Origin of the sequence: Caulobacter sp. 1776, from assembly GCF_040545685.1 — a bacterium.
Lineage (GTDB): Bacteria > Pseudomonadota > Alphaproteobacteria > Caulobacterales > Caulobacteraceae > Caulobacter.
The window spans coordinates 171,825-194,089 of sequence record NZ_JBEPMI010000003.1 but is presented as its reverse complement, the minus strand read 5'-3'; the positions used below and the strand labels follow the sequence as shown (position 1 = coordinate 194,089).

Sequence of the window (22,265 nt, the reverse complement as noted above, 5' to 3'; positions counted from 1 at the left end):
GTAGCGGGATTCAATGTACTAAAAGGTGACGCTTGGTTAACGGTCAAGCTTTTGTCACACCGCCACATAGAGCTTCCGCGCCAAGGTTTCGATCTCGCCGCGCAAGGATCCGCTGGTCCCTTTCAGCAGGGCCTCGACATTGCGCCGAGCCGCCTCGCGATCGCATGACAGCACCATCTGCTTGACGGGTCCGATGCCGGCCGGCGGCATCGAAAGCGCCTCGAAACCCAGCGCGATCAAGGCGAACGCCTCCAGCGGGCGGCCGGCCATTTCTCCGCAGACGGATACCGGCGTGCCGGTGTCGGCGCAGGCCTGCTGGATGGTCTTCAGCGCGCGCAGGGCGGCCGGCGACAGCGGATCGTAGCGATCCGAGACCTTCGGATTGCCCCGGTCGGCGGCGAACAGGTACTGCATCAGGTCGTTGGTGCCCACCGAAACGAAGTCGGTCATCGGCAGCAGTGCGTCGAGATGCCACAGCAGCGACGGGGCCTCGATCATGGCCCCGACGTCCAGGCGCGACGGGGCCGGACGGCCGCGCTTCAGGGCCCAGGCCACTTCCTGGTCCACGAACGAGCGGGCGGCGCGGAACTCGTCGACATTGGCCACCAGCGGGAACATGACCTTCAACGGCCGGCCCGCGGCGGCCTTGACCAGGGCGCGGATCTGCATGCGCAGCAGCGCAGGACGGTCCAGCCCCATGCGCACCGCGCGCCAGCCCAGGGCCGGATTGTCCTCGCGCTCCAGCTCCATGTACGGCAGCAGCTTGTCGCCGCCGAGGTCCAGCGTGCGGAAGGTCACCGGCATGCCGTCGGCGGCCTCCAGCACCTTTTCGTAGAGCGCCGTCTGGGCTTCCAGGCGCGGCAGCTCCTCGGCGACCATGAACTGGAACTCGGTGCGGAACAGGCCGATGCCCTCGGCCCCGGTCTCGGCCAGGATATCAAGGTCGACGGCCAGGCCGGCGTTCATCAGCAGCGAGATCTTGGCCCCGTCCTTGGTGATCGGCGGGGTGTCGCGCAGGCGGGCGAACTCGGCCTTGCGCTGGGCGCGGACCTCCATCCGGACCTTCAGCGCCTTGACGACGTCGGGACGCGGCCGCAGCCAGGCCTCGGCGGTCTCGGCGTCGACGACCACGGGATCGCCCTCGCTGACTCGGTCGCGCAGGCCGGCCAGACGGCCGACGCAGGGGATGTCCAGCGCCCGGGCCACGATGCCGGCGTGGCTGGCGGCCGAGCCTTCCTCCAGCAGGATGCCCTTCAGCTTGGTGCGATCGTATTCCAGCAGGTCGGCGGGACCCAGGTTCCGGGCGATCAGGATGGCGTCGTCGGGCAGGACGCGGACGTGGTGCACGTCGCCCGACAGGTGACGCAGCAGCCGGTCGTTCAGGTCTTCCAGGTCGTGCAGCCGCTCGCGCAGATAGGGGTCGCGGGCCTGGCCCAGCCGGGCGCGGTGCTCGGAGCGGACCCGCTCGACCGCGGCCTCCGCCGTCAGGCCCGAGCGCACCGCCTCCTGCAGCGACCGGTTCCAGCCCCGATCGTGGGCGAACATGCGATAGGTTTCCAGCACCTCGTAGCTGGCGCCGACCAGGCCGTGCTGGCCTTCCAGCATCTCGTCGATCTGGGTCTGCAGCGTCTCGATTGCGTAGGAGAGCCGCGCTTCCTCGGCCAGGGCGTCGTCGGACAGCAGGGTCTCGGGGGCCACCGGCTGCTCGTGCAGCACGGCCACGCCATAGGCGAGACCTTCGGCGAAGCGCGAGCCCTTCAGCCGCTCGGGCTTGTGCGGGGCCAGCTCGACGTCCTTGAGCTCGGCGGCGCCCAGGAGCTCGCTGGAGCTGACCATCTCGGCCAGGACCATGGCGATGATCTGGAGGTCCTCGACCTCCTCCTCGTCATAGACCCGCTCGGTGCGGTTCTGAACGACCAGCACGCCGATGGCGCGGCCGCCGCGCAGCAGCGGCACGGCGAGAAAGGCGTGGTAGGGGTCTTCGCCGGTTTCCGGACGGTACGAGAACTGCGGGTGGCTGGCGGCGTCGGACAGGTTCAGCGGCCGGCCCAGGCGCATGGTCTCGCCGACCAGGCCCTCGCCCGGCTGCAGTCGCGTGACGTGGACGGCCTCGCGGGCCAGACCCTCGGTGGCGAACAGCTCCAGATCGCCCGAGGCCCGGCGCAGATAGATCGAGCAGACTTCCGCCACCATCGAGATGGCGATGGTGCGCACCACCATGTCGAGCTTGGCCTGGGCGGGACCGCCGCCGGCCATGGCCTCGCGAATCTGCCGAAGCAGGCTGCGTGGTCCCCGAACGGCCATGCCGGATGCCGCCATGTCGTCTGCGCGCGCTCCCTAACCCTGAACACACGGTCTAGCCCAGCTTCAAGCGCCAGGGGTTAAGACCGTTCCATCCCTAGATGGGGGCTATAGCAGATTTCGCACCGGGACCAGCGGCTCCGGACAACCGAACAGTGATTAGGTGTGGCGGCGCGAAAAAGTGCCGCCCAGATCAACCGGGCGGCGCAGGTTCACGCTAGAGGAGGGATCGGAACTCTAACGCTTCGAACCGGACCTAGCGGCGATAGCCGTAGGCGTAGCGGTCGTCGTAGCGGTCGTAGCGGTGGCCGTGACGCTCGTAGGCGTAGCGGTTGTCGTAACCGTAGCGGCCATCGCTGTAGCGGTTATCGTAGCCGTAGCGCGGAGCGGTGCGGTAGCCGCTGCTGTAGCGACGGTCGTACTTGTCCTTGGCCGTCGTCGCGCCCAGCGCCGCGCCGGCGACCGCGCCGATGGCGACCGCGTCGCCCTTGCCGTGGCCCAGGGCCGCGCCGGCGACGCCGCCGATCAGGGCGCCGACGATGGCGCGGTCGGTCTTCTCGCCGGCGAAGGCGGCGGTGGCGGGGGCGACCAGCGCGCCGGTGATGGCGACGGCGACGACGGTCTTGGTGAACTTGCCGATGGTCTTCATGGCAGGGCTCCTCATCGTAAGAGCGTCGCCCCCTTTCCCGAAAGTGAGATTGGGCGGCGCTGTTGATGTCTGTTGTAAGGGGCCGCGCCTGAACCTGATTTGAACCGCGCCGTTCAGGTTCGCGTCATGTTGGGAAAAAGTTTTAGGCCTCAAAAACTGTCATCCCGGCCAAGCGCGAAGCGCGCCGAGCCGGGACCACCGGAAGCGCCGAGCCTGTGACGGTCCCGGCTCTCCGCTACGCCGCGGCCGGGATGACAGGTTGGGCGGCCGGCCGATGCAGCCGCACCGACCACAGCACGCCCGCCAGCATCAGCACGATCGCCGCCGTCTCCAGCCCGCGCGGCCACCTCCCGTCGTGCAGGAAGCCGTACAGCAGGGCGAACAGGGTCTCGAACACGATCAGCTGGCCCGACAGGCTCAGCGGCAGCAGGCGGCTGGCGGCGTTCCATAGGCCGTTGCCGATCACCGAGGCCCCGATCGCCACCGCGAAGCTGACCGCCCAGAACCCGCCCCAGGCGGCCGGGGCGTGGACCTTACCGCCCAGCAGGAAGGCCGGGACCACCAGCAGCAGCGACAGCAGGCCGGTGGCCAAGCCCGTCAGCAGCGACCATTCGTGGCTGGTGAACTTCGGGGTCGCGGCCAGCCGGCGGGCGTTCCAGACGGCGTAGGCGGTCCACATGGCCAGGGCCAGGGTCGCGCCCAGCACGCCCACGACCTGTCGGCCGATCCCGCCCCCGTGGCCCTGCGTGAACACCGAGACGTTGATGCAGACCCCGCCGGCCACGACCAAGGCCAGCGGCGCGGCCAGCTGGCGGAGCGGAACCCCCTCCCCCGGCCCTCTCTTTCCAGGATGCGCGCCCACCAGGGTTACGGTCACCGGCAGCAGGCCGATGATCAGCGAGGCCAAGGCCACGCCCGCGCTCTGCACCGACACCGACAGGCCGACATAGTAGATCAGGTTGCCCAGCAGGCTGAGCAGGACAAGATCGCGCCAGTCGCGGCCGTCCATCTTCTTCATCACCGTCCGCCAGGCCGGGGCCAGCAGCACCGCCGAGGCCAGGCCGTAGGCGATGTAGCGTCCCGCCGTCATCTGCAGCGGCGTGAAGGCCGAGAGCAGCTTCGGCGCCAGGAACACCCCGCCCCAGAACGCGCCGGCGATCAGGCCGCACAGCAGGCCGAGGACGAGGTTGCGGGGGGAGGTCATGGCCCTCGCTTAGCATCGCCTCCGGCCGGAGGCTTGGCGAAAGCTCTCGAAGGTTTGGCGGAAACTCCCGAGCGCCCCCTCCGTCACGATGCGTATCCGCATCGCGCCACCTCCCCCGCTACGCGAGGGAGGAGAAGACTCGCCCTCCTCACCCGTGAAACGGGGGAGGTGGATCGGCGCGGATACGCGACGAGACGGAGGGGGCGCTCAGCCCCGCCCTTTCCGCCAGGCCCCCGGCGTGACGCCCAGCGCCGCCTTCATGCGCTTGGTCAGGCCGCTCTGGTCGCCGTGGCCGGTGCGCACGGCGATCTCGGCGATGGAGAGGCTGGTGTCCGACAGCAGCCGCTGCGCCGCCCGCAGTCGCGCGTTCGACAGCGCCGCGTGCGGCGTCGTCCCGTAGGCCTCGGAGAAGCGCGCGAAGAAGCGGCTCTGGCTCATGCCGGCCTCGGCGGCGAGGTCGCGGACGGTCAGCGGACGGTCGTAGCGGGCCTCGATCAGGGCGGCGGCGCGGGCCAGGCGCGGATCGACCCTGATCGGCGCCGCCGACAGGCCGCGCAGCAGCAGCGGCGTCCACAGGCTGGCCACACCGTCCTCGATCGCGCCGGGCGCCTCGCCGGCTAAGTAGTCGAGCAGGCCGCGCACCGCGCCGGTCACCGGGGCGAACGGCCGCTCGCGCAGGCGCTCGAATGGCTTCATCAGCGCGCCGCCGATGTCGGCGACCACGAACAGGTTCTCGCCCGAGGCGGCGAAGGCGTGGCGCGCGCCGGGCGGGACCACCGCCGCGCGGCCCGGATCGACCCGCCCGCCCCGGCCCTCGATCTCCATCTCCAGCACGCCCCGGCGCGGCAGCACGATCTGGTCGAAGGCATGGACGTGCGGCGGCGCGTCCTCGCCATAGCGGCGGAACGACAGTTCGGCGGGGGCGGAAAGGTCGTGGCCCATGGGCCTATTCTATCCCCCGCTCTTCCCGGCGAAAGCCGGGATCCAGATCTCATGGCGCTTGAGTGGGTTGGAAAGGCGCGGAGCCCTTGGAGCCCGCCCCAGCGCTGTTCCATCTGGGCCCCGGCTTTCGCCGGGGAGAGCGGAATGAGGGGAGCCTAGCCGTGTCCCGGCAGGGACAGCGGCGCATCGGCGTCGGCCACCAGGCGTCGCGCCTGCTGCAGGGCCGCGTCGATGTCGTTCTCGATGAACTCGACCTCGAGATCGGTCAGCGGGTGCGGGGCGGCGACGACATTGCGCAGGTAGGCGCGCTTTTCCGGCTCGGTCATGGTCCACCAGGCAACCGTGTGCCCCTCCTCGATCACCGCGTCGCCCATGGCCAGCAGGTCGTCGGTGTCGAAGATCGGCTGGCCAGGCTTTTCGGGGAACCACTGACCGTCGTCCGGCAGGGCCTGGTCCAGCTGGCGCAGCAGGGCGGCCAGCCACGGGCTGATCAGCAGCGGCTTCTCATAGCCGTCGCCGAACTTGGCGCGCAGCAGCAGGTCGTAGAGCAGCTCCAGGCCCGCGTCGCCGTGGAAGGTGACGGTCTTGGCGTCGGGGTCGAACTTGAAGACGTCGGACATGGGGACTCCGTGGGCTCACGGCCCTCATAACGTCCGAACGCGACGTTTTCTTGCAAGTTCAGGATGCGCCCCCTCCGTCTCGCCGCGTATTCGCGGCGATCCACCTCCCCCGCGAGCGGGGGAGGATGAAGCGGTCTCCTCCTCACCCGTGAAACGGGGGAGGTGGCGCGGCGCGGATACGCGCCGTGACGGAGGGGGCGTCCCCTCCGCCGGCATTCCTAAAGCTGATCCAGCCCGTACACCGCGTGCAGCGCCCGCACGGCCAGTTCGGTGTAGGCCGCGTCGATCAGGACCGAGATCTTGATCTCCGAGGTCGAGATGACCTGGATGTTGATGTTCTTCTCGGCCAGGGCCGCGAACATCGACTGGGCGACGCCGGCGTGGCTGCGCATGCCGACGCCGATGACCGACACCTTGGCGACGTCCTCGTTCACCGCGACGTCCTCGAAGCCGATCTCCTCGCGGGCGGCGCGGACGATCTCGACGGCGCGAGCGGCGTCACGCTTGCCGACCGTGAACTCCATGTTGGCGGTGTCGGCGCTGCGGGCGCGCGACTGCACGATCATGTCGACATTCACATTGGCGTCGGCGAGGCGACCGAAGATCTGCGAGGACACGCCCGGATGGTCGGGCAGGCCCAGCAGGGTGATCTTGGCTTCGTCGCGGCTGTAGGCGACGCCCGAGACGATGCGCTTTTCCATGATTTCTTCCTCGTCGCAGACGATCGTACCTTGTCCGGGCGCTTCCCCCGGCTCGACGAAACTCGACAGCACCCGCACCGGGACGCGATGGGCCATGGCCATCTCGACCGAGCGGGTCTGCAGCACCTTGGCCCCAAGCGAGGCCATTTCAAGCATCTCTTCGTAGCTGATCTTGGCCAGGCGCTTGGCCTTGCTCTCGATCCGCGGGTCGGTGGTGTAGACCCCGTCCACGTCCGTATAGATGTCGCACGCGCCCTTGACGGCGGCGGCGATAGCCACGGCCGAGGTGTCCGAGCCGCCCCGGCCCAGGGTGGTGATGCGCTGATTGTTGGTCACGCCCTGGAACCCGGCGATGACGGCGATCTCGCCGTCGGCGAAACAGGCTTCCAGGTTGGCCGGCGGAATGTCCTCGATCCGGGCGCTGCCGTGGGCCTCGTTCGTCAGGATCGGCACCTGCCAGCCCAGGAACGAGCGGGCCTTGTGGCCCATGTTGCGCAGGGTCATGGCCAGCAGGCCGGCCGTGACCTGTTCGCCAGAGGCGACGACGGCGTCGTACTCGTCGTCCGACTCCGGAAGACCCTGCGCGGCGCGGCCGGCGCCGTCGGTCCAGGCGACCAGTTCGTTGGTCTTGCCCGACATGGCCGACACGACCACCGCCACCTGCTTGCCCGTCGCGACCTCGGCGGCGACCAGGCGCGCCACCCGGCGGATGCGCTCCAGGTCGGCCACCGACGTGCCGCCGAACTTCATCACCAGACGTGACACGTCTTCACTACCTCGAGGCTTGGTTATTTCTTGCGCCCGCGCGGCCGGATCGCTCCCCCTCGCGCAAGCCCGCGCCTTCTAGCGGGGGGATCGCGCAACGGCAATGTCGCGGAGGTGTCTTTTTTCTCCGGTCATGGCGCGAAAAACTCGGCGTGGTAGAGGAAGGCCATGACCCAAGCCGCCGCCCCCCCCCCCTCCTGGAGCATCGACCCCGCCGACGTGGCGCGGTTCTCGGCCATCGCGGCCGAGTGGTGGGATCCGCGCGGCAAGTTCGCGCCGCTGCACGTGTTCAATCCCTGTCGCCTGGCCTTTATCCGCGAGCAGGCCCTGGCGCGGTTCGACCGCGACGGCGCGGCCCGCGCGCCGTTCGAGGGCCTGTCCCTGCTGGACATCGGCTGCGGCGGCGGCCTGCTGAGCGAGCCGATGGCGCGGCTGGGGTTCGACGTCACGGCGATCGACGCCTCGGAGAACAACATCAAGACCGCCGCCGCCCACGCGGCCGAGCAGGGCCTTGCGATCGGCTACCGCCCCGCCACCGCCGAGCAGTTGCTGGCCGAGGGCGCGGGGCCGTTCGACGTCGTCCTGACCATGGAAGTCATCGAGCACGTCGCCGATCCGGGCCAGTTCCTGCGCACCTGCTCGCGGCTGCTGAAGCCCGGCGGGCTGATGATCGTCGCCACCCTGAACCGCACGCTGAAGGCCCTGGCCCTGGCCAAGATCGGGGCCGAATACGTGCTGCGCTGGGTGCCGCCGGGCACCCACGACTGGAAGCAGTTCCTGAAGCCCGAAGAGCTGCGCGCCTTCCTGGCCGGTGAGCCGGTCGAGATGCAGGGTCCGTTCGGCGTGGCCTATAATCCGCTGACCGGCCGCTGGAGCCGCTCCAGCGACGTCGACATCAACTACATGATGACCGTGACCAGGGATTGAAACGGCGCCGTTCGGGGAACTTCGGACCGGCGCGGGCTTTTGTTTGCGCAGGGACAATGAACCTGGATTGACGACCCGCTGTCGGGGGTCGGACGTCGATCCGTTCGCGTGGGAACGGAGACGAACACCATGACTTCCAAGACCTTGGCCGCGATACTGGCGACCACCATGGCCTGCGGCGCGATCGCCCCGGCCTTCGCCCAGGATTCGGCCTATCAGCAGAGCCTGCGCAACTACGACGACCAGCGCAGCAACTATTATGAGCGGGTCAGCGAGTATCAGGACCGCCAGGCGGCCTACGAGCGCGACCGCGCCAACTATCTGCGGGCCCGCGACGACTATGACCGCCGCTACGGGGTCGGCGCCTATGACCGCCGCTACCCGACCTATGCCGACCGCTACCGGGTCGCGCAGTATCGCGACAGCGCCGCCTACTATGCCGAGCAGGCCGAGTTCGAGCGCGCTCGCGCCAGCTATGAGCGGGCCCGCTACGATTACGACCGTCGCAACGGCGAAGGCGCCTATGACCGCCGCCACCCGTCGGAGGCCGACCGCTTCCGCACCGACGGCGTCAGCTACGCCAGCGGCTACGACGTCGGCCGCGAGCAGTGGGAGCGGGATCGCGACCGCTACTACAGCGCCCGCGACGCCTACGACCGCCGTCATGGCGTCGGCGCCTATGATCGCCGCCATCCCGGCGAAGGCGCCCGCTACGCCGCGCCCTATGCCGGCGCCTACAGCATCGACACCAGCGCCAACGTCTCCTACCCCAGCGACTGTCGCCAGGACGCCAAGCGCAACGCCACGGTGGGCGGGGTGATCGGGGCCCTGGCCGGCGCGGCCCTGGGCTCGAACGTCGCGGCCCGCAACGCCCGTCCGGAAGGCACCGTCCTGGGCGCCCTGGTCGGGGCCGGCGTCGGCGCGGCGGTCGGCAACGCCTCGGCCAAGTGCGACACGCGCGGCGCCTATTACAGCTACGACCAGACCCAGCCCTATCGCTACAGCGACGGCCGCTACGCCTCCGCCAGCGAACGCTGCCGCCTGGCCCCGGCCCCGACCGAGTACAACGGCCGGGTCGAGACTCGCTATGTCCGCGTCTGCCCCGACGCCGACGGTCGCTATCGCGTCGAAAGCTGATAAGACCCGAGCGAGCTGACGGTCGACTTGCCGACTTTCTGGCAACCGGCCGCCAGCTTGGGCGTTTACGACCCGAGGGATCTTAACCAAGAAACTACCGGAGAGCCGCCATGCGCGCCCGCCTGAAAGCCATCGTCCTGGCCACCGTTGTCGGTTTTACCGTCAGCTCGGTGGCCGTCACCGCCGCGGACGCCCAGTCGCGCAGCCGCCGCGTCCTGGTCTGTAACAAATCCAAGGCCAAGAACGGCGCCGTGATCGGCGCCCTCGGCGGCGCCCTGCTGGGCAACACCATCGCCGGTCACGGCAACAAGACCGAAGGCACCCTGCTCGGCGCCGGCGTCGGCGGCGTCGCCGGTCACGAGATCGGCAAGAAGAAGCGCAAGTGCCACTACGAATACCGCTAGTCGGCTAGCGCTTCACCGCGAAACACGAAGGGCGCCGGGCGCAGATCCGGCGCCCTTTTTGTTACATGATCCCTCTCTCATAGAGAGAGGGGTTCTCTATCGCGACGCTGGCTAGTTCACGTCCGTCTTCTTCAGGGCCGCCGGCGGCAGCGGGGCCACCGGGACGCCGTCCTCGACCAGCGCCTTGACCTCGGCGGGCGTGGCCTCGCCATAGATGCTGCGCTCCTCGGACTTGCCCTCGTGGATGGCGCGGGCTTCCTTGGCGAAGGCGTCGCCGACATTGTCGAAGTTCTCCTCGACGTGGCGGCGGACCTCGCCCATCGCCGTCATCATCATCTCGCGCATCTTGGGGTCGACGGCGGGCGCCGCGCGCTGAGCCTTCGTGCCCGCCACGGCCGGGGCCATGATCTGCTTGGACACGCCGCGCGAGCCGCACAGCGGGCACTCGACGAGGCCGCGCGCGGCCTGGTCGTCATAGTCCGCCGACGAGCCGAACCAGCCCTCGAATTGATGGGCCGCATCGCACTGAAGCGCGTACTTGATCATGGTCTCTAAATGGTGGGCTTCACGGCCCGACGAAAGGCCGGGCGTTCTGGAGGACCGGGATCGCCGCCCGCGCCGAGACGGCGGCGGACAGGTCGAGATCGGCCATCAACACGCCGGGCTCGTCGTGGTCAAGTTTTCCGATCACCTCGCCCCACGGTCCGACGACGATCGAGCGGCCCCAGGTGCCGCGACCGTCCTCGTGGAAGCCGCCTTGCGCCGCGGCGATCACGAACGAGCCGGTCTCGATGGCCCGGGCTCGCAGCAGCACGTCCCAGTGCGCCTCGCCGGTCGGACGGGTGAAGGCGGCCGGAGCCGTCAGCACCGTCGCGCCGGCCAGGGCCAGGGCCCGATGCAGGGCCGGAAAGCGCATGTCGTAGCAGATGGTCAGGCCGAACTTCGCCAAAGGCGTGTCGACGACCATCGCCCGTTCGCCCGGCGTATAGGTCGCCGACTCCCGCGCCGTCTCGCCAGTCGGCAAGTCCACGTCGAACATGTGCAGCTTGTCGTAGACGGCCACGATCGCGCCGGTGGGGTCGATGACCGCCTGGCGGTTGGCCGCTTTTCCGTCCCCGCGCCGCACCAGGGCCGAGCCGACGTCGATCCAGGTCCCGGTCTCGGCCGCGATGGCGCGCAGGCCGCCCACGACCGGATCGTCCTCCAGCGCCGTCAGGGTGGGCAGCAGCTTGGCCCGATCCTTCTGCACGACATTGCTGCATTCCGGGGTCAGGACGAACTGGGCGCCCTCCCCGATCGCCTGGCGAACCAGCGGCGCGACATGGGCCAGCGCCGCCGCGTGGGTGGCGGGCGTGCGGGTCTGGACGAGGCCGACGCGCAGGGTCATGCGGCCAGCATCTGATCCAGCTTGCCCTCGCGATCCAAGGCCATCATGTCGTCGCAGCCGCCGATGTGCTGGTCGCCCACGAAGATCTGCGGGAAGGTGGTGCGCCCCGAGCGCTCCATCATTTCCTGGCGCAGCTTGGGATCCATGCCGGCCTCGACCTCGGTGAAGTCGGCGCCCTTGTCGCCCAGCAGGGCGATGGCGCGGGCGCAGTAGCCGCAGAACGGACGGGTGTAGATGGTGACGTGGGCCATGCTTCGACTCGTGACTTGGCTTCGACTCGTGACGTGTGCGTCCTCATATAGGACGCGCTTGCATTTCTGTAACGCGCGCGACGACAGATAGGGTCACCCGCGCCGCCCCGGCCGCCAAAAGCGCTCGCGCGCAGCCCTCGGCCGTGGCGCCCGTGGTCAACACGTCATCAACGAGAACGATCCGCCGGCCGGCGACCTGCCCGCGCCTGGTTTCGGGGACGACGAAGGCGGCGGCGACATTGCGCCGCCGGCCCGAGGCCGACTTGCCGCCCTGGCTGGCGGTGTCGCGCTTGCGGGTCAGGGTGTCGGGCAGATAGGCCAGCCCCGCCATCCGGGCCAGCGGCCGGGCGATCTCGGCGGCCTGGTTGTAGCGCCGGCTCAGCAGACGGGCGCGGTGGACCGGCACGGGGACGATGGCGTCGCCCTCGGCCAGCAGCTCGGCGCTGGCCCGCGACAGCCAGCGGGCGAACAGGCCCGCAAGATCGGTGCGGTCGGCGTGCTTCAGCTTCAGGATCAGCTCGCGCGAGTGCTCGTCGTAAACGCAGGCGGCGCGGGCTCGCTGGAACGCCTTGGGCTTGGCCTGGCAGCCGGGGCAGCGCTCCAGCGCCGCGTCGGCATAGGGCATGGCCAGGCCGCAGCCGTCGCAGACCGGGTCATCCAGAAAGGTCACCTTCGCGAAGGCCGAGGCGTCCAGGCCGCCGCTCAGCGCCGCCTGGCCGTCCAGGCTGGACGGGGGCAGCAGCAGGTCCAGCAGACCGCGCCCGATACCCACGAGGCGAGGACCGGCTTTCCATCGTGATCCGGAATCGCCATGTTCCGCGCGCATGACCGCCTCGCCCCTGCTCTTCGACCGCACCTTGCACCGCGCCCGCCTCGAGCGCGCCGCGCCTGCTTACGCGTCCGCCGACTTTCTCAAGGCCCGGACGGCCCAGGACGTGGTCATGCGGCTGGAGACGATCCTGCGACGCTTTCCGACCGCCGTCGACCTCGGCGCGAGAAACGGCCATTTTTTCAAGGCCTTGAGCGACAGCGACGCGCGCGCCAACATCGACACGCTGATCGAGGCCGACCTCTCGGGCCGGATGCTGGGCGGTCGTGACACGCTCCGCGTGGTGGCCGACGAGGAGCGCCTGCCGTTCGGCGACGCGACCCTGGATCTCGTCGTCTCGACCCTGTCGCTACACTGGACCAACGACCTGGTCGGGGCCCTGATCCAGATCCGCCGCGCGCTGCGGCCCGACGGCCTGTTTCTGGGCGCGATCTTCGGCGGGGCGACCCTGACTGAGCTGCGCCAGTGCCTGCTGGCCGCCGAAGCCGAGCTGCTGGACGGCGCGTCGATGCGGGTCTCGCCGTTCGCCGACGCCATCGACGCGGCCGGACTGCTGCAGCGGGCCGGCTTCGCCCTGCCCGTCGCCGACGTCGATCGCGTCAAGGTCCGCTACGCCCACCCGATCGGCCTGCTGAAGGATCTCCGCGCCATGGGCGAGACCAGCGTGCTGCTGGACCGCTCGCGCCGGCCGTTGCCGCGCAAGGTGCTGTTCCGGGCGATGGAGCTCTATGTCGAACGCTTCGCGGAGGCCGACGGCAAGGTCCCGGCGACGTTCGAGATCGTCTCGGTGACCGGCTGGGCGCCGCACGACAGCCAGCAGAAGCCGCTGCGGCCCGGCTCGGCCAAGATGCGACTGGCCGACGCGCTGGGGGTCCAGGAGCAGTCGGCGGGGGACAAGGCGGGTTAGCGGATCTTTCGTGACGGCTCGCCGCCCTTAGGTCCCCGTCACCGCCGTCGAGATCTTGTCGAAGACCTTGTTCATGCCGCCGCTGAAGGCCGACATCGTCGCCACGACGGCCAGGGCGACCATCGCGACCATGATGCCCAGCTCGACCGCGGTCGCGCCGCTGTCGTCGCGCCAGAAGCGGCTCAGAGCAGATCGCGCAGCCAGGCGACCAGCGGAATGTCGGCCGGCGGCATCGGATAGTCCGCGAGTTTGTCGGGCTTCACCCATGCCAGCGCCTCATGCTCCTTGCGCGTCACTTGGCCTTCCCATCGACGCAGCAAGTAGAGTGGCATCAGGAGGTGAAAAGACTCGTAACCGTGCGACGCGAAAACGAACGGCGCCAGACAGGCTTGCGCGACCTTGATCCCCAGCTCTTCTTGCAGCTCGCGGATCAGACACTCTTCGGGCGTCTCGCCAAGCTCTACCTTGCCGCCCGGAAACTCCCACAGGCCCGCCAGTTGCTTGCCCTTGGGCCGCTGGCAGATCAGCACCCGGCCATCGACATCGATCAGGGCGGCGGCGGCGACGAGGACGGTGGGCTTGGTCATGGGGCGGGTGTGGCGCGACGATGCGACGCTGGCAAGAGCCGCATTCCCCGTATTTCCTTGACTTCGCACTTGCAACAAACGATATGGGCCCTGCGCTCAAGTCAGCGCTATCGGCGCTCCAGCCGCGTGAGGGTCCCTTTCGGACCAGCCTGTCGAGCGCCCTGAAGAGCTTCTCATTCGACCGCCCGTGCACGCGGGGCGCTCCCCAGACGACTTGCCAAGCAGCAAGCCGTGCGAGGATCGCGCGTGCTCGGCTTGGCGCATGAAAGACTGAACACACGTGACTCAATTCACCGACCTTGGCCTGGCCAAGCCGCTGCTGAAGGCCCTCGCCGAGAAGGGCTACAAGGAGCCGACGCCGATCCAGGCCCAGGCCATCCCGGTCGTCCTGCAAGGCAAGGACCTGCTGGGCATCGCCCAGACCGGCACCGGCAAGACCGCCGCCTTCGCCCTGCCGATCCTGCAGCGCCTGGCCGAGAACCGCATGCCGGCCCCGCGCCGCGGCTTCCGCTGCCTGGTGCTGTCGCCGACCCGCGAACTGGCCACCCAGATCGCCGACAACTTCAAGGCCTACGCCGTCCACATGGGCCTCTCGGTCCACACCGTCTACGGCGGCGTGAAGTATGGCCCGCAGATGAAGGCCCTGGCCGCCGGCGTCGACGTGCTGGTCGCCACCCCCGGCCGCCTGATGGACCACATGGCCGAGAAGTCGGCCAGCGTCTCGGGCGTCGAGATCTTCGTCCTCGACGAGGCCGACCAGATGCTGGACCTGGGCTTCGTGGTGCCGATCCGCAAGATCGCCGCCCAGATGTCCAAAAACCGCCAGAACCTGTTCTTCTCGGCCACCATGCCCAGCGAGATCGGCAAGCTGGCCGGCGAGCTGCTGAAGGACCCGGTGCAGGTCTCGGTGGCCCCGCAGGCCACGACGGTCGAGCGCATCGACCAGCGCGTCCTGTTCATCGAAGCCCAGCGCAAGCGTCCGCTGCTGGCCGAGCTGTTCGCCGACTCGAGCTTCTCGCGCACCATCGTCTTCACCCGCACCAAGCGCGGCGCCGACCGGGTGGCCAAGTATCTGAACGCCGCGGGCATCGAGGCCGCCTCGATCCACGGCGACAAGACCCAGGGCCAGCGCGAGCGCGCCCTGGCCGCCTTCAAGGCCGGCGAGATGCGGGCCCTGGTGGCGACCGACATCGCCGCGCGCGGCATCGACGTCAACGACGTCAGCCACGTGATCAACTACGAGCTGCCCAACGTGCCGGAGGCCTATGTCCACCGGATCGGCCGCACCGCCCGCAAGGGCAAGGACGGCATCGCCATCAGCTTCTGCGCCGATGACGAACGCAGCCTGCTGAAGGACATCCAGAAGGCCACCCGCCAGGTGATCCCGACCTTCGACCGCCGCAACGACAAGGGCCTCGCGGCCGCCGCGGCTGTCGCCGACAAGCTGGCGCCGCCCGAGAAGTACGTCGATCCGCGCAAGGTCGATCCCCGCAACGACGTCCCGTCCGAGCTGCGCCGCAAGCGCGCCCGGAACCGCAATGGCGCCCATGGCGGCGCCAACGGTGGCGGCAATGGCGGCGGCGGCCGCGCCGAGGGCGCCCAAAAGGCCCACGGCCGCGGTCCGCAGCGTCAGGGTCCAGGCCAGGGCCAGAAGGCGGCGGGTCCCCGGAACGAGTTCCGCGGTCCCAAGCGCCCGGCCGCTCCGGCCGAGAAGCGTTGGTCGCCGATCGACTAAATCGGCCACATTACAATAGGTTGTACCAACGGGGCGGCGAAAGTCGCCCCGTTCGCGTATCTGCGTTCTTTCGCCAAGGCGAAGCTTGTGTCCGCCTCGTCTATGGGTTCACCTTGATCCAGGGCCGGTCATCTGACCGGATGGGGGACCAAGCGATGGGCGAGGGCAAACCGCCCAACACGCCTGTTCTGACACGCATCGCCGGCGGCGAGATGGCCGAGCGCGTGCGTGCGTTCGGCTGGGAGCGGACGCCGCTCGGCGCGCGCGAGACCTGGTCGCCGGCCCTGCGCCTGGCCACCGACATGATCCTGGCCACCAACTTTCCCATGGCGCTGCGCTGGGGCCCCGAGCTGGTCCTGATCTATAACGACGCCTACGCCCCGGCCCTGGACGTGCATCACCCGCAGGCGCTGGGCGTGCTGCTCAAGGACACGCCCCCCGACTTCCAGACCTCGATCCGCTCGCTGCACGAGGACATTCTCAGCGGCGCCAGCGGCGGCTTCGCCTTCGAGAAGCTGCCCCTGTGGGTGCTGCGCGACGGCAAGCCCGAGAAGGGCTATTTCACCGTCAGCTACAGCCCCGTTCCCGACGCGACGGCCGCCAACGGGGTCGGCGGGGTGCTGGTCACCGCCGTCGAGATCTCGCGGTCGGTCAAGGCCGAGAAGACGCTACGCACCACCCAGGAGCGCTATGCCCTGGCGCGCGAGGTCGCCGGGGTCGGCGCCTGGGAGTGGGACATCAGGGCCAACAAGGTCTATGCCGACGCCCGCTACGCCGAGCTGCACAACGTCTCGCCCGAGTTCGCCGGCGCCGGCCTGCCCGCCCACAGCTTCACCCCCGCCGTCCATCCCGACGACCGCGACCGCATCCGCGACATCGCCCTCAAGGCCGCCTACGAGGGCGGCGACTTCTCCGAGGAATACCGCCTGGTCCAGGCCGACGGCTCGGTGCGCTGGGTCTTCACCCGCGGCCGCGCCTATCTGGACAAGGACGGCCAGCCGTCGCGCAACACCGGCGTCATCGTCGACATCACCGAGCGCAAGCGGGTCGAGGCCGAGCTGGCCGCCGCGCGCCTGGACCTGGACCTCGCCGCCCAGGCCGCCGGCATGGGCCGCTGGGATCACAAGCCCTATCTGGGTCAGCGGTTCTGGGACGCGCGAGCCCGGGCGATCTTCGGCTTGACCGCGGACGAGGCGCCCACCCAGGAGACCTTCGAGCAGCGGCTGCATCCGGACGACCTGGAGAGGGTCCGCGCCGCCGTGGACGCCGCCACCGATCCCAAGGGCGGCGGCGCGATCAATCTCGAATACCGCATCTATCGCGGCGACGACGGGGCGCTGCGCTGGGTCGAGACCTTCGGCAAGGCCTTCTTCGAAGGCGACCAGGTGGTCCGCTTCGTCGGCGTGGTCTCGGACGTCACCGAGCGGCGCGAGGCCGTCGAGCGGCTGCTGCGCCAGGAAGAGACCCTGCGGCTGGCCATCGACGCGGCCGACGTCGGCACCTGGGACTTCAACATGGACACCAACGAGCTGGTCTGGTCGGAGCGTTGTTTCGCCATGTTCGGCGTCAAGCCGGGCGAGCTGCCCACCGTCACGTCGTTCCTGGCCCGCGTGCATCCCAGCGACGAGCCCAAGGTCCGCGACGCCATACGCCAGGCCTTGGACCCGGCGGTGCGCGCCGACTACAGCATCGAGTTCCGCAGCGTCGGCCGCGACGACCACGTCGAGCGTTGGCTGGGCGTGAAGGGCAAGGTGTTCTTCGGCCCCGACGACAAGCCGCGCCGCTTCGTCGGGGCCGTGGTCAACATCACCGACCGCAAGCGGGCCGAATTGCACCTGCGGCTGTTGGTCAACGAGCTGAACCACCGCGTCAAGAACAGCCTGGCCACCATCCAGGCCATCGCCGCCCAGAGTTTCACCGGCGCCCGGGCGCTGGACCAGGCCCAGGAGGCGTTCTCCAGCCGCATCGTCGCCCTGGCCGAGGCCCACGACCTGCTCACCCGCGAGAACTGGGAAGGCGCCGAGCTGCACGACGTCACCGCCCGGGTGGCCGAGCTGCACGGCGGTCCCGCGCGGTTCGACCTGTCGGGCCCGGCGATCCGCCTGTCGCCCAAGACGGCGCTGTCCCTGTCGATGGCCCTGCACGAGCTGGCCACCAATGCGGTGAAGTACGGCGCCCTGTCGACGCCCGACGGCCGCATCCGGCTGGCCTGGGACCTCTGTCCCGATCCGGGGGCCGAACGCCTGGACCTGGTCTGGACCGAAACCGGCGGCCCGCCGGTCAAGCCCCCCACCGTCCGGGGCTTCGGCTCGCGCTTGATCGAACGCGGCCTGGCCGCCGAGCTGTCGGGCTCGGCGACGATCGACTTCCAGCCGGAGGGCGTGGTGTGCCGGATCCGGGCGCTGCTGGAGGCGTGAGGGCCGCAGCGCCCCCTCCGGCCCTCCGGGCCACCTCCCCCGTTTCACGAGGGAGGAGGGTTTCCTCCTCACCCGCGCAGCGGGGGAGGTGGCGCGGCGCGGATACGCGACGTGACGGAGGGGGCGCTCCCCCCTTCAGTTCCCGCTGCTGGCCGCCGCCCGAAGCGTCCCCGCGATCTGCTCGTCCGTGCGGCGCAAGGCCATCATCACCGCGCCGGCGACGATCAGCGGGATCACCGCCCAGACCAGCATCCCCGCCACGGCCAGGGCCGTCGCGCCGCCGATCAGGGCGGCGACGAACAGTTCGGCCAGGGCCGCGAAGAACGAGCCGCCGCGCCGACGGCGGAAGTCAGCGCGCTTGCCGGGCTTCTGATGCCAGACATTGATCAGTCCGGCGGTCCAGGCCGTCAGGCCCGCGCCGATCGCGGTCCACAGGCCGGCCAGCGGCTGGAACCAGGCCAGGACGCCGATCGGGACCACCAGCAGCACCGCGACCGGGATCAGGGCGGCGGCCAGCTTGGCGCGGTTTAGCACCGCCATCGGCGTCGGCGAGATGGCCAGCAGGTCGGGCGTGTCCTCGGCCGAGATCATGATCCAGGCCAGGCTCCCGGCCACCTGCCCGGCCAGGAACGCCACCCCGGCCGCGCCGCCCGACAGCACCCAGGCCGGCTGGTGCGAGGCCGTCCGCGCCAGGGCGAAGGCCAGAGGGACCATGTAGAGGATCCGCAGCAGCACCTGGGACAGCAGGGCCGCGTCGCGGCTGATCAGCCGCAGCTCCTTGCGCACCGTGGCCTGGAAGGCGCCGGCGGCGAAGGCTTTCGTGGGACCCTTGGCGCCCTTGCGAGTTTCGGCGCCCTGGGTGGCGGCGGCCGCGTCGGCGAAGCGGCGGCCCAGGGTCTGGGCGGCGAACAGGAAGATCCCCGCCCCCAAGACGACGAGGATCAGCAGCGGCAGCGGCTCGCCGGCGGCGGCGCGCAGCGGCAGGTCCGCGAACGGCGGCAGCTTGAAGCGGCCGTCGCGGGCGTCCAGGGCGATGCGGGCGAACAGGCTCTCGCTGGCCTGCTTGCCCATCAGGTTGCGATACTGGCTGGCCAGGAAGAAGGCCGCGCCGATCAGGGCCGCCATCACCTGGGCGACGGTGCGCGTGCGGCGCGGGCCGATCAGGGCGAACAGGGCCATGGCCAGCAGCAGGCCGACGCCCGAGGCCGCCAGGGCCGCCGAGGCGAGCACGACATAGACGCCCAGCCAGGCCGGATGTCCCAGCACGATCGACGGGGTCAGCAGCAACGCCGCCGGGATCATGAACCAGAGGCCGGCATGGACCGCCAGGCCCAGGGCTCGAACGAACAGGACCTTGCGCGGGGCCAGGGGCGAGGAGAACAGCAGATCGAGATCGCCCCGCTCGTAGAGCGCGTCCGCCGAGGCGGCCAGGGTGGTCGACAGCATCAGGGTCAGGATCACGGCCAGCACCAGGTCGGCGATCATCACCGACAGCGGGTTCACGGGCATGGCGACACCCCGCAGGCCCAGGCCCATGAAGATCCCGCCGATCAGGATCATCGCGCCGACAAGCCCGAACGCGATGACCGCGCCCGGTCCGCTGGACCGGCGGCCGGCCTTGAAGCCGCGCCAGGCCAGACGCAGCTCGTGGGCCAGCAGCCAGGGCGTGCTGGCCGGCTTGAACGGCAGACTCACGCGTGCGCCCCCACCGGATGGGCCTCCGAGGTCAGCTGCAGGAACACGTCTTCCAGCGTCTTGCCGCTGGCCTCGCCGGCCCTGTTGCGCAGCTCGTCCAGCGTGCCCTCGGCCATCAGGCGGCCGCCGGCGATGATGCCGATGCGGTCGGCCATGCGCTCGGCCACTTCCAGAATGTGGGTGGTCAGGATCACCGTACCGCCGGCGTCGACGCGGGCCTGCAGCATGTCCTTGACCAGGCGCGCGGCGGCGGCGTCGAGGCCGGTCAGCGGCTCGTCCAGGATCAGCAGCTTGGGATCGTGGATCAGAGCCCCGGCCAGGGCCACCTTCTGCTTCATGCCGCGCGAGAAGCCCTCGCACCGCCGCCGCGCCTCGTCGGCCAGACCCAAGGTGGCCAGCAGCGCTTCGGCCTTGGCCTTGGCGGCCTTGGGCTCGATGTTCCAGAGGCCGGCGACGAACTCCAGATATTCCAGCGGCGTCAGCTTGTCGTAGATCATCGCCTCGTCCGGGGCCCAGGCCACCAGGGCCTTGGCGGCGGCGGGATCCTTGCGGGCGTCGACGCCGAAGATCGCCACCTCGCCGCTGTCGGGCTGGGTCAGGCCGGCGACCATGCGCAGGGTGGTGGTCTTGCCCGCCCCGTTGGGCCCCAGCAGAGCATAGAGCTCGCCGGCGTGGACGGTCAGGTCCAGGTCGGACACGGCGGGCTTGGCGAACGTCTTGTTCAACCCGCGAACGATCAAGGCTTCCGTCAAACCCGCCCCCAAGTACTGCCGAGCGGGGATGTGAACGCGATTGCGGCGATCGAGGCAAGCGCGGGTAGAAGTCAATACTCAGACTTGCCACCGCGCGTGCGCCGTGCGTTCCTGACCAGAGGTTGTTCCCGGTTTCTGATCAGACCCAGCCGCGAGGTAAGACTATGAAGACCGCCCTCTTCGCCATCGGCGCCGTCTTGGCGCTCGGCGCCGCGCCCGTGATGGCCCAGCAGGCCCAGCAGCAGCCCCAGGTCTTTGACGACGTCGCCCAGGCGAACGCCTATTCCAACGCGCGTCCGGGCGACCGGACCCTGCGCTGCTTCGACGGCCGTTACGTCGCCGCCGCGAACCGCTCGGGCGACAGGACCCTCTACGTCCAGAACGCCAAGGGCGGGATCTATCGGCTGCAGATGGCCAATGACTGCGATGGCTTGAACGCCGCCCAGAAGATCAGTGTCCGAACCAACGACGGCAGCAACCTGGTCTGCGCCGGCGACGCCGCCGAGATGATCGCCAAGACGGCGGCCGGCGCCCGCCGCTGCCCGATCTCCGACGTCCAGCGCCTGTCGCCGCGGGACGTGTCGGCGCTCTCGACCGCGCCCCGCCGCTAGGCCCGCCGGACCTCGACCGTCATCTCCACGAACCGGGCGTCGCCGAACGTGGAGACAAACGGCACGTCCGCGGCGTCGCGGCCGAAGGCGATCGGCACGAGGCCGGTGATCGACACCTTGCGGGTGGCGTCGAACGTGCGCCAAGCCCCGTCCAGGAACACCTCGAACACCGCGTGGAAGTCGGCCGGCTCCAGGTCCAGCGCGTAGCAGGCGACGAACCGGGTCGGCATGTCCAGCGCCCGCGCCAAGGCGACACCCAGATGGGCGAAGTCGCGGCAGACGCCCTTGCGGTCGATCAGCGTGTCCAGGGCCGAGGTGTGGCCATAGCTGGATCCGGCCTCGTAGGCGATGTGGTCGCCGATCCAGTCGGCGATCGCCTGGGCCGTACCCAGACCGCCCGGTTGGCGCCCGAAGGTCTGGCGCGCGAAGGCCTCCAGCCGGTCGGACTGGCAATAGCGGCTGGGCGCCAGATACGGCAGGACGTTCAACGGCAGGTCCCGCACCGACGCATCGGCGATGAAGCGTCGGTGATCGACCACCGTCTCCTTGCGCACCCGCGCCTGGTAGCCGAAGTCGAGAAAGCCCGTCTGGGCCAGGAACCGGATGAACCGGTTGGCCGCGAAGGCGTCGACGAAGAACTCCGCCTCGACGCCGTCGGGCAGGTCGATGCGCTCGTCCCGCAGCGCCTGGCCCGCGCCGTCTGCGACCTGGATCGCCAGCACGAACGTCGTGGGCTCGCGCACGTCGAAGCGCAGGCGGCAGCCGATCTCGAGGTCCATCGGCGTCTTTCAAATGGGAGTTACGCTCGGCGCGGGGGCGCGCCGAGGCCTGGTGGAAACCCTGTCGACGGGCGTCGGTTCCCGTCAGAACTTCGTCTTGCAGCCCTGTTTCAGGTGGACGCCGCGCAGGAAGCCGCGCCGCGCCAGGCCGGCGTCGACCACCGCGTTCATGTGGCGGTCGGCCGGCGCGGCGCCGGTGACCTCGCGCACCAGGCCCCGGAACGGGATGATGCTGTTGATGATCGTCTTGCCGCCCGCCTCGGCCAGCTTGCCGGCGCGGTTCTCGGTATATTCGTTGCCGACCACGTAGTCGGCGCCCAACACCCCGTTCAGCTCGGTGATCTCGCCGGCCAGGGCCTTGCAGCCCTTCAGGCCCTTGAGGCTGTAGGGATCCTCGAAGGCCTTCTGCAGGATCGGCGGAATCTCGCGCTTGGACATGCCGACGTCGCGGGCCGGTTGCGTCCCGATGTCCACGGCCTTCTTCTTGGCCTCGCCCCAGCGGCCGCCGGGCTCGTCCGGCTTGGCGGGCGGCTTCATCTGGGCGTGGGCGCCGGAGGCCAGCAACAGGGCGGCCAGGGCGGCCATCATCACGGATCGCTTCACAGACATCTCTACGCCCTCCACCCAGGTGAACACCGCTCAGGAACGGCAGGCCGAACAAGCGG

Annotated in this window: 23 protein-coding genes and 1 pseudogene; 8 read left to right on the top strand and 16 right to left on the bottom strand. The window is 69.8% G+C overall.

Going from position 1 to position 22,265, the window contains the following annotated elements:
* Window positions 1–54: 54 nt before the first annotated feature.
* From ptsP to ABIC66_RS09410, 5 genes are all read right to left on the bottom strand, one after another.
* Window positions 55–2,319, bottom strand: coding sequence for a phosphoenolpyruvate--protein phosphotransferase (ptsP, locus tag ABIC66_RS09430; protein WP_354069687.1), 2,265 nt, complete (start codon window positions 2,317–2,319; stop codon window positions 55–57).
* 238 nt (window positions 2,320–2,557) lie between these two features.
* Entirely contained in the window at window positions 2,558–2,950 is a 393-nt protein-coding gene (locus tag ABIC66_RS09425) for a YMGG-like glycine zipper-containing protein (protein WP_354069685.1), read from the bottom strand.
* Between the two features lie 235 nt (window positions 2,951–3,185).
* Complete coding sequence (locus ABIC66_RS09420; RefSeq protein WP_354069683.1) at window positions 3,186–4,154, bottom strand: DMT family transporter; 969 nt, start codon at window positions 4,152–4,154, stop codon at window positions 3,186–3,188.
* Between the two features lie 207 nt (window positions 4,155–4,361).
* On the bottom strand, window positions 4,362–5,096 hold the full coding sequence (locus ABIC66_RS09415) for an AraC family transcriptional regulator (RefSeq protein ID WP_354069682.1): 735 nt from the start codon (window positions 5,094–5,096) through the stop codon (window positions 4,362–4,364).
* Window positions 5,097–5,251: 155 nt separating this feature from the next.
* Window positions 5,252–5,716 (bottom strand): hypothetical protein, encoded by a 465-nt coding sequence (locus tag ABIC66_RS09410; protein ID WP_354069680.1) that lies wholly within the window; start codon window positions 5,714–5,716, stop codon window positions 5,252–5,254.
* Window positions 5,717–5,783: 67 nt separating this feature from the next.
* Here ABIC66_RS09410 and ABIC66_RS09405 point away from each other — a divergent pair.
* Window positions 5,784–5,915 (top strand): annotated as a pseudogene (locus ABIC66_RS09405) (hypothetical protein); the annotation flags it as partial.
* A gap of 19 nt (window positions 5,916–5,934) precedes the next feature.
* Here the strand turns inward: ABIC66_RS09405 and ABIC66_RS09400 are convergent.
* Window positions 5,935–7,182, bottom strand: coding sequence for an aspartate kinase (locus ABIC66_RS09400; protein WP_354069678.1), 1,248 nt, complete (start codon window positions 7,180–7,182; stop codon window positions 5,935–5,937).
* Between the two features lie 168 nt (window positions 7,183–7,350).
* Here ABIC66_RS09400 and ubiG point away from each other — a divergent pair, with 168 nt between their 5' ends.
* From ubiG to ABIC66_RS09385, 3 genes are all read left to right on the top strand, one after another.
* The gene (gene ubiG / locus ABIC66_RS09395; RefSeq protein WP_354069676.1) at window positions 7,351–8,109 is read left to right on the top strand and encodes a bifunctional 2-polyprenyl-6-hydroxyphenol methylase/3-demethylubiquinol 3-O-methyltransferase UbiG; all 759 of its coding nucleotides are present in this window, start codon (window positions 7,351–7,353) and stop codon (window positions 8,107–8,109) included.
* Window positions 8,110–8,238: 129 nt separating this feature from the next.
* Window positions 8,239–9,246, top strand: a complete 1,008-nt coding sequence (locus tag ABIC66_RS09390) for a YMGG-like glycine zipper-containing protein (RefSeq protein ID WP_354069674.1) — start codon at window positions 8,239–8,241, stop codon at window positions 9,244–9,246.
* Window positions 9,247–9,356: 110 nt separating this feature from the next.
* A complete protein-coding gene (locus ABIC66_RS09385) occupies window positions 9,357–9,650 on the top strand; it encodes a YMGG-like glycine zipper-containing protein (protein WP_354069672.1) in 294 nt (97 codons plus the stop codon).
* A gap of 111 nt (window positions 9,651–9,761) precedes the next feature.
* Here the strand turns inward: ABIC66_RS09385 and ABIC66_RS09380 are convergent, their stop codons facing one another.
* Genes ABIC66_RS09380 through ABIC66_RS09365 form a run of 4 tightly spaced genes read right to left on the bottom strand, consistent with a single transcriptional unit; the run spans window position 9,762 to window position 12,114 of the window.
* Window positions 9,762–10,196: a DUF1178 family protein gene (locus ABIC66_RS09380; RefSeq protein WP_354069670.1), complete on the bottom strand. Its 435-nt coding sequence runs from the start codon at window positions 10,194–10,196 to the stop codon at window positions 9,762–9,764.
* A 19-nt stretch (window positions 10,197–10,215) separates the two neighbouring features.
* Window positions 10,216–11,037 (bottom strand): carbon-nitrogen hydrolase family protein, encoded by an 822-nt coding sequence (locus tag ABIC66_RS09375; RefSeq protein ID WP_354069668.1) that lies wholly within the window; start codon window positions 11,035–11,037, stop codon window positions 10,216–10,218.
* A complete protein-coding gene (gene grxC, locus ABIC66_RS09370) occupies window positions 11,034–11,288 on the bottom strand; it encodes a glutaredoxin 3 (RefSeq protein ID WP_354069666.1) in 255 nt (84 codons plus the stop codon). The genes ABIC66_RS09375 and grxC overlap by 4 nt, the downstream gene beginning before the upstream one ends.
* A gap of 43 nt (window positions 11,289–11,331) precedes the next feature.
* Entirely contained in the window at window positions 11,332–12,114 is a 783-nt protein-coding gene (locus ABIC66_RS09365) for a ComF family protein (protein ID WP_354069664.1), read from the bottom strand.
* On the opposite strand from ABIC66_RS09365, the gene ABIC66_RS09360 reads away from it, so the two are divergent.
* Window positions 12,113–13,024, top strand: a complete 912-nt coding sequence (locus tag ABIC66_RS09360) for a methyltransferase domain-containing protein (RefSeq protein ID WP_354069662.1) — start codon at window positions 12,113–12,115, stop codon at window positions 13,022–13,024. The two genes, ABIC66_RS09365 and ABIC66_RS09360, sit on opposite strands and share 2 nt — an antisense overlap.
* A 27-nt stretch (window positions 13,025–13,051) precedes the next feature.
* Here the strand turns inward: ABIC66_RS09360 and ABIC66_RS09355 are convergent, their stop codons facing one another.
* Together ABIC66_RS09355 and mutT are read right to left on the bottom strand one after the other, a co-directional pair.
* Entirely contained in the window at window positions 13,052–13,291 is a 240-nt protein-coding gene (locus tag ABIC66_RS09355; protein WP_354069660.1) for a Flp family type IVb pilin, read from the bottom strand.
* On the bottom strand, window positions 13,207–13,611 hold the full coding sequence (gene mutT / locus ABIC66_RS09350) for an 8-oxo-dGTP diphosphatase MutT (protein ID WP_354069658.1): 405 nt from the start codon (window positions 13,609–13,611) through the stop codon (window positions 13,207–13,209). Before mutT ends, ABIC66_RS09355 begins: the two co-directional genes overlap by 85 nt.
* Window positions 13,612–13,891: 280 nt before the next feature.
* Between mutT and ABIC66_RS09345 the strand changes: the two genes are divergently transcribed.
* Entirely contained in the window at window positions 13,892–15,346 is a 1,455-nt protein-coding gene (locus tag ABIC66_RS09345) for a DEAD/DEAH box helicase (protein WP_354069656.1), read from the top strand.
* Between the two features lie 155 nt (window positions 15,347–15,501).
* Window positions 15,502–17,763 carry a PAS domain-containing protein gene (locus ABIC66_RS09340; RefSeq protein WP_354069654.1) on the top strand — a complete coding sequence of 754 codons (2,262 nt, stop codon included), beginning with the start codon at window positions 15,502–15,504 and terminating at the stop codon, window positions 17,761–17,763.
* 135 nt (window positions 17,764–17,898) lie between these two features.
* Here the strand turns inward: ABIC66_RS09340 and ABIC66_RS09330 are convergent, their stop codons facing one another.
* Both ABIC66_RS09330 and ABIC66_RS09325 read right to left on the bottom strand, forming a co-directional pair.
* Window positions 17,899–19,458, bottom strand: coding sequence for a hypothetical protein (locus tag ABIC66_RS09330; RefSeq protein WP_354069652.1), 1,560 nt, complete (start codon window positions 19,456–19,458; stop codon window positions 17,899–17,901).
* The gene (locus tag ABIC66_RS09325) at window positions 19,455–20,222 is read right to left on the bottom strand and encodes an ABC transporter ATP-binding protein (RefSeq protein WP_354070309.1); all 768 of its coding nucleotides are present in this window, start codon (window positions 20,220–20,222) and stop codon (window positions 19,455–19,457) included. The genes ABIC66_RS09330 and ABIC66_RS09325 overlap by 4 nt, the downstream gene beginning before the upstream one ends.
* Window positions 20,223–20,374: 152 nt before the next feature.
* Between ABIC66_RS09325 and ABIC66_RS09320 the strand changes: the two genes are divergently transcribed.
* Window positions 20,375–20,821 carry a DUF6491 family protein gene (locus ABIC66_RS09320; RefSeq protein WP_354069650.1) on the top strand — a complete coding sequence of 149 codons (447 nt, stop codon included), beginning with the start codon at window positions 20,375–20,377 and terminating at the stop codon, window positions 20,819–20,821.
* Here ABIC66_RS09320 and ABIC66_RS09315 read toward each other — a convergent pair.
* Both ABIC66_RS09315 and ABIC66_RS09310 read right to left on the bottom strand, forming a co-directional pair.
* On the bottom strand, window positions 20,818–21,600 hold the full coding sequence (locus ABIC66_RS09315) for a transglutaminase-like domain-containing protein (RefSeq protein WP_354069648.1): 783 nt from the start codon (window positions 21,598–21,600) through the stop codon (window positions 20,818–20,820). The two genes, ABIC66_RS09320 and ABIC66_RS09315, sit on opposite strands and share 4 nt — an antisense overlap.
* A gap of 84 nt (window positions 21,601–21,684) precedes the next feature.
* Entirely contained in the window at window positions 21,685–22,209 is a 525-nt protein-coding gene (locus tag ABIC66_RS09310) for a hypothetical protein (RefSeq protein ID WP_354069646.1), read from the bottom strand.
* Window positions 22,210–22,265 lie beyond the last annotated feature (56 nt).

Excerpts from the sequence above, each read along its gene's own strand:
- grxC (WP_354069666.1), bottom strand. The coding sequence starts at position 11,288 with ATGGCCCACGTCACCATCTACACCCGTCCGTTCTGCGGCTACTGCGCC.
- ABIC66_RS09355 (WP_354069660.1), bottom strand. The coding sequence starts at position 13,291 with ATGGGTGAAGCCCGACAAACTCGCGGACTATCCGATGCCGCCGGCCGA.
- ptsP (WP_354069687.1), bottom strand. The coding sequence starts at position 2,319 with ATGGCGGCATCCGGCATGGCCGTTCGGGGACCACGCAGCCTGCTTCGG.
- ubiG (WP_354069676.1), top strand. The coding sequence starts at position 7,351 with ATGACCCAAGCCGCCGCCCCCCCCCCCTCCTGGAGCATCGACCCCGCC.
- ABIC66_RS09320 (WP_354069650.1), top strand. The coding sequence starts at position 20,375 with ATGAAGACCGCCCTCTTCGCCATCGGCGCCGTCTTGGCGCTCGGCGCC.
- ABIC66_RS09340 (WP_354069654.1), top strand. The coding sequence starts at position 15,502 with ATGGGCGAGGGCAAACCGCCCAACACGCCTGTTCTGACACGCATCGCC.
- ABIC66_RS09315 (WP_354069648.1), bottom strand. The coding sequence starts at position 21,600 with ATGGACCTCGAGATCGGCTGCCGCCTGCGCTTCGACGTGCGCGAGCCC.
- ABIC66_RS09375 (WP_354069668.1), bottom strand. The coding sequence starts at position 11,037 with ATGACCCTGCGCGTCGGCCTCGTCCAGACCCGCACGCCCGCCACCCAC.
- ABIC66_RS09420 (WP_354069683.1), bottom strand. The coding sequence starts at position 4,154 with ATGACCTCCCCCCGCAACCTCGTCCTCGGCCTGCTGTGCGGCCTGATC.
- ABIC66_RS09410 (WP_354069680.1), bottom strand. The coding sequence starts at position 5,716 with ATGTCCGACGTCTTCAAGTTCGACCCCGACGCCAAGACCGTCACCTTC.
- ABIC66_RS09310 (WP_354069646.1), bottom strand. The coding sequence starts at position 22,209 with ATGTCTGTGAAGCGATCCGTGATGATGGCCGCCCTGGCCGCCCTGTTG.
- ABIC66_RS09365 (WP_354069664.1), bottom strand. The coding sequence starts at position 12,114 with ATGCGCGCGGAACATGGCGATTCCGGATCACGATGGAAAGCCGGTCCT.
- ABIC66_RS09390 (WP_354069674.1), top strand. The coding sequence starts at position 8,239 with ATGACTTCCAAGACCTTGGCCGCGATACTGGCGACCACCATGGCCTGC.
- ABIC66_RS09360 (WP_354069662.1), top strand. The coding sequence starts at position 12,113 with ATGACCGCCTCGCCCCTGCTCTTCGACCGCACCTTGCACCGCGCCCGC.
- ABIC66_RS09385 (WP_354069672.1), top strand. The coding sequence starts at position 9,357 with ATGCGCGCCCGCCTGAAAGCCATCGTCCTGGCCACCGTTGTCGGTTTT.
- ABIC66_RS09415 (WP_354069682.1), bottom strand. The coding sequence starts at position 5,096 with ATGGGCCACGACCTTTCCGCCCCCGCCGAACTGTCGTTCCGCCGCTAT.
- ABIC66_RS09425 (WP_354069685.1), bottom strand. The coding sequence starts at position 2,950 with ATGAAGACCATCGGCAAGTTCACCAAGACCGTCGTCGCCGTCGCCATC.
- ABIC66_RS09380 (WP_354069670.1), bottom strand. The coding sequence starts at position 10,196 with ATGATCAAGTACGCGCTTCAGTGCGATGCGGCCCATCAATTCGAGGGC.
- mutT (WP_354069658.1), bottom strand. The coding sequence starts at position 13,611 with ATGACCAAGCCCACCGTCCTCGTCGCCGCCGCCGCCCTGATCGATGTC.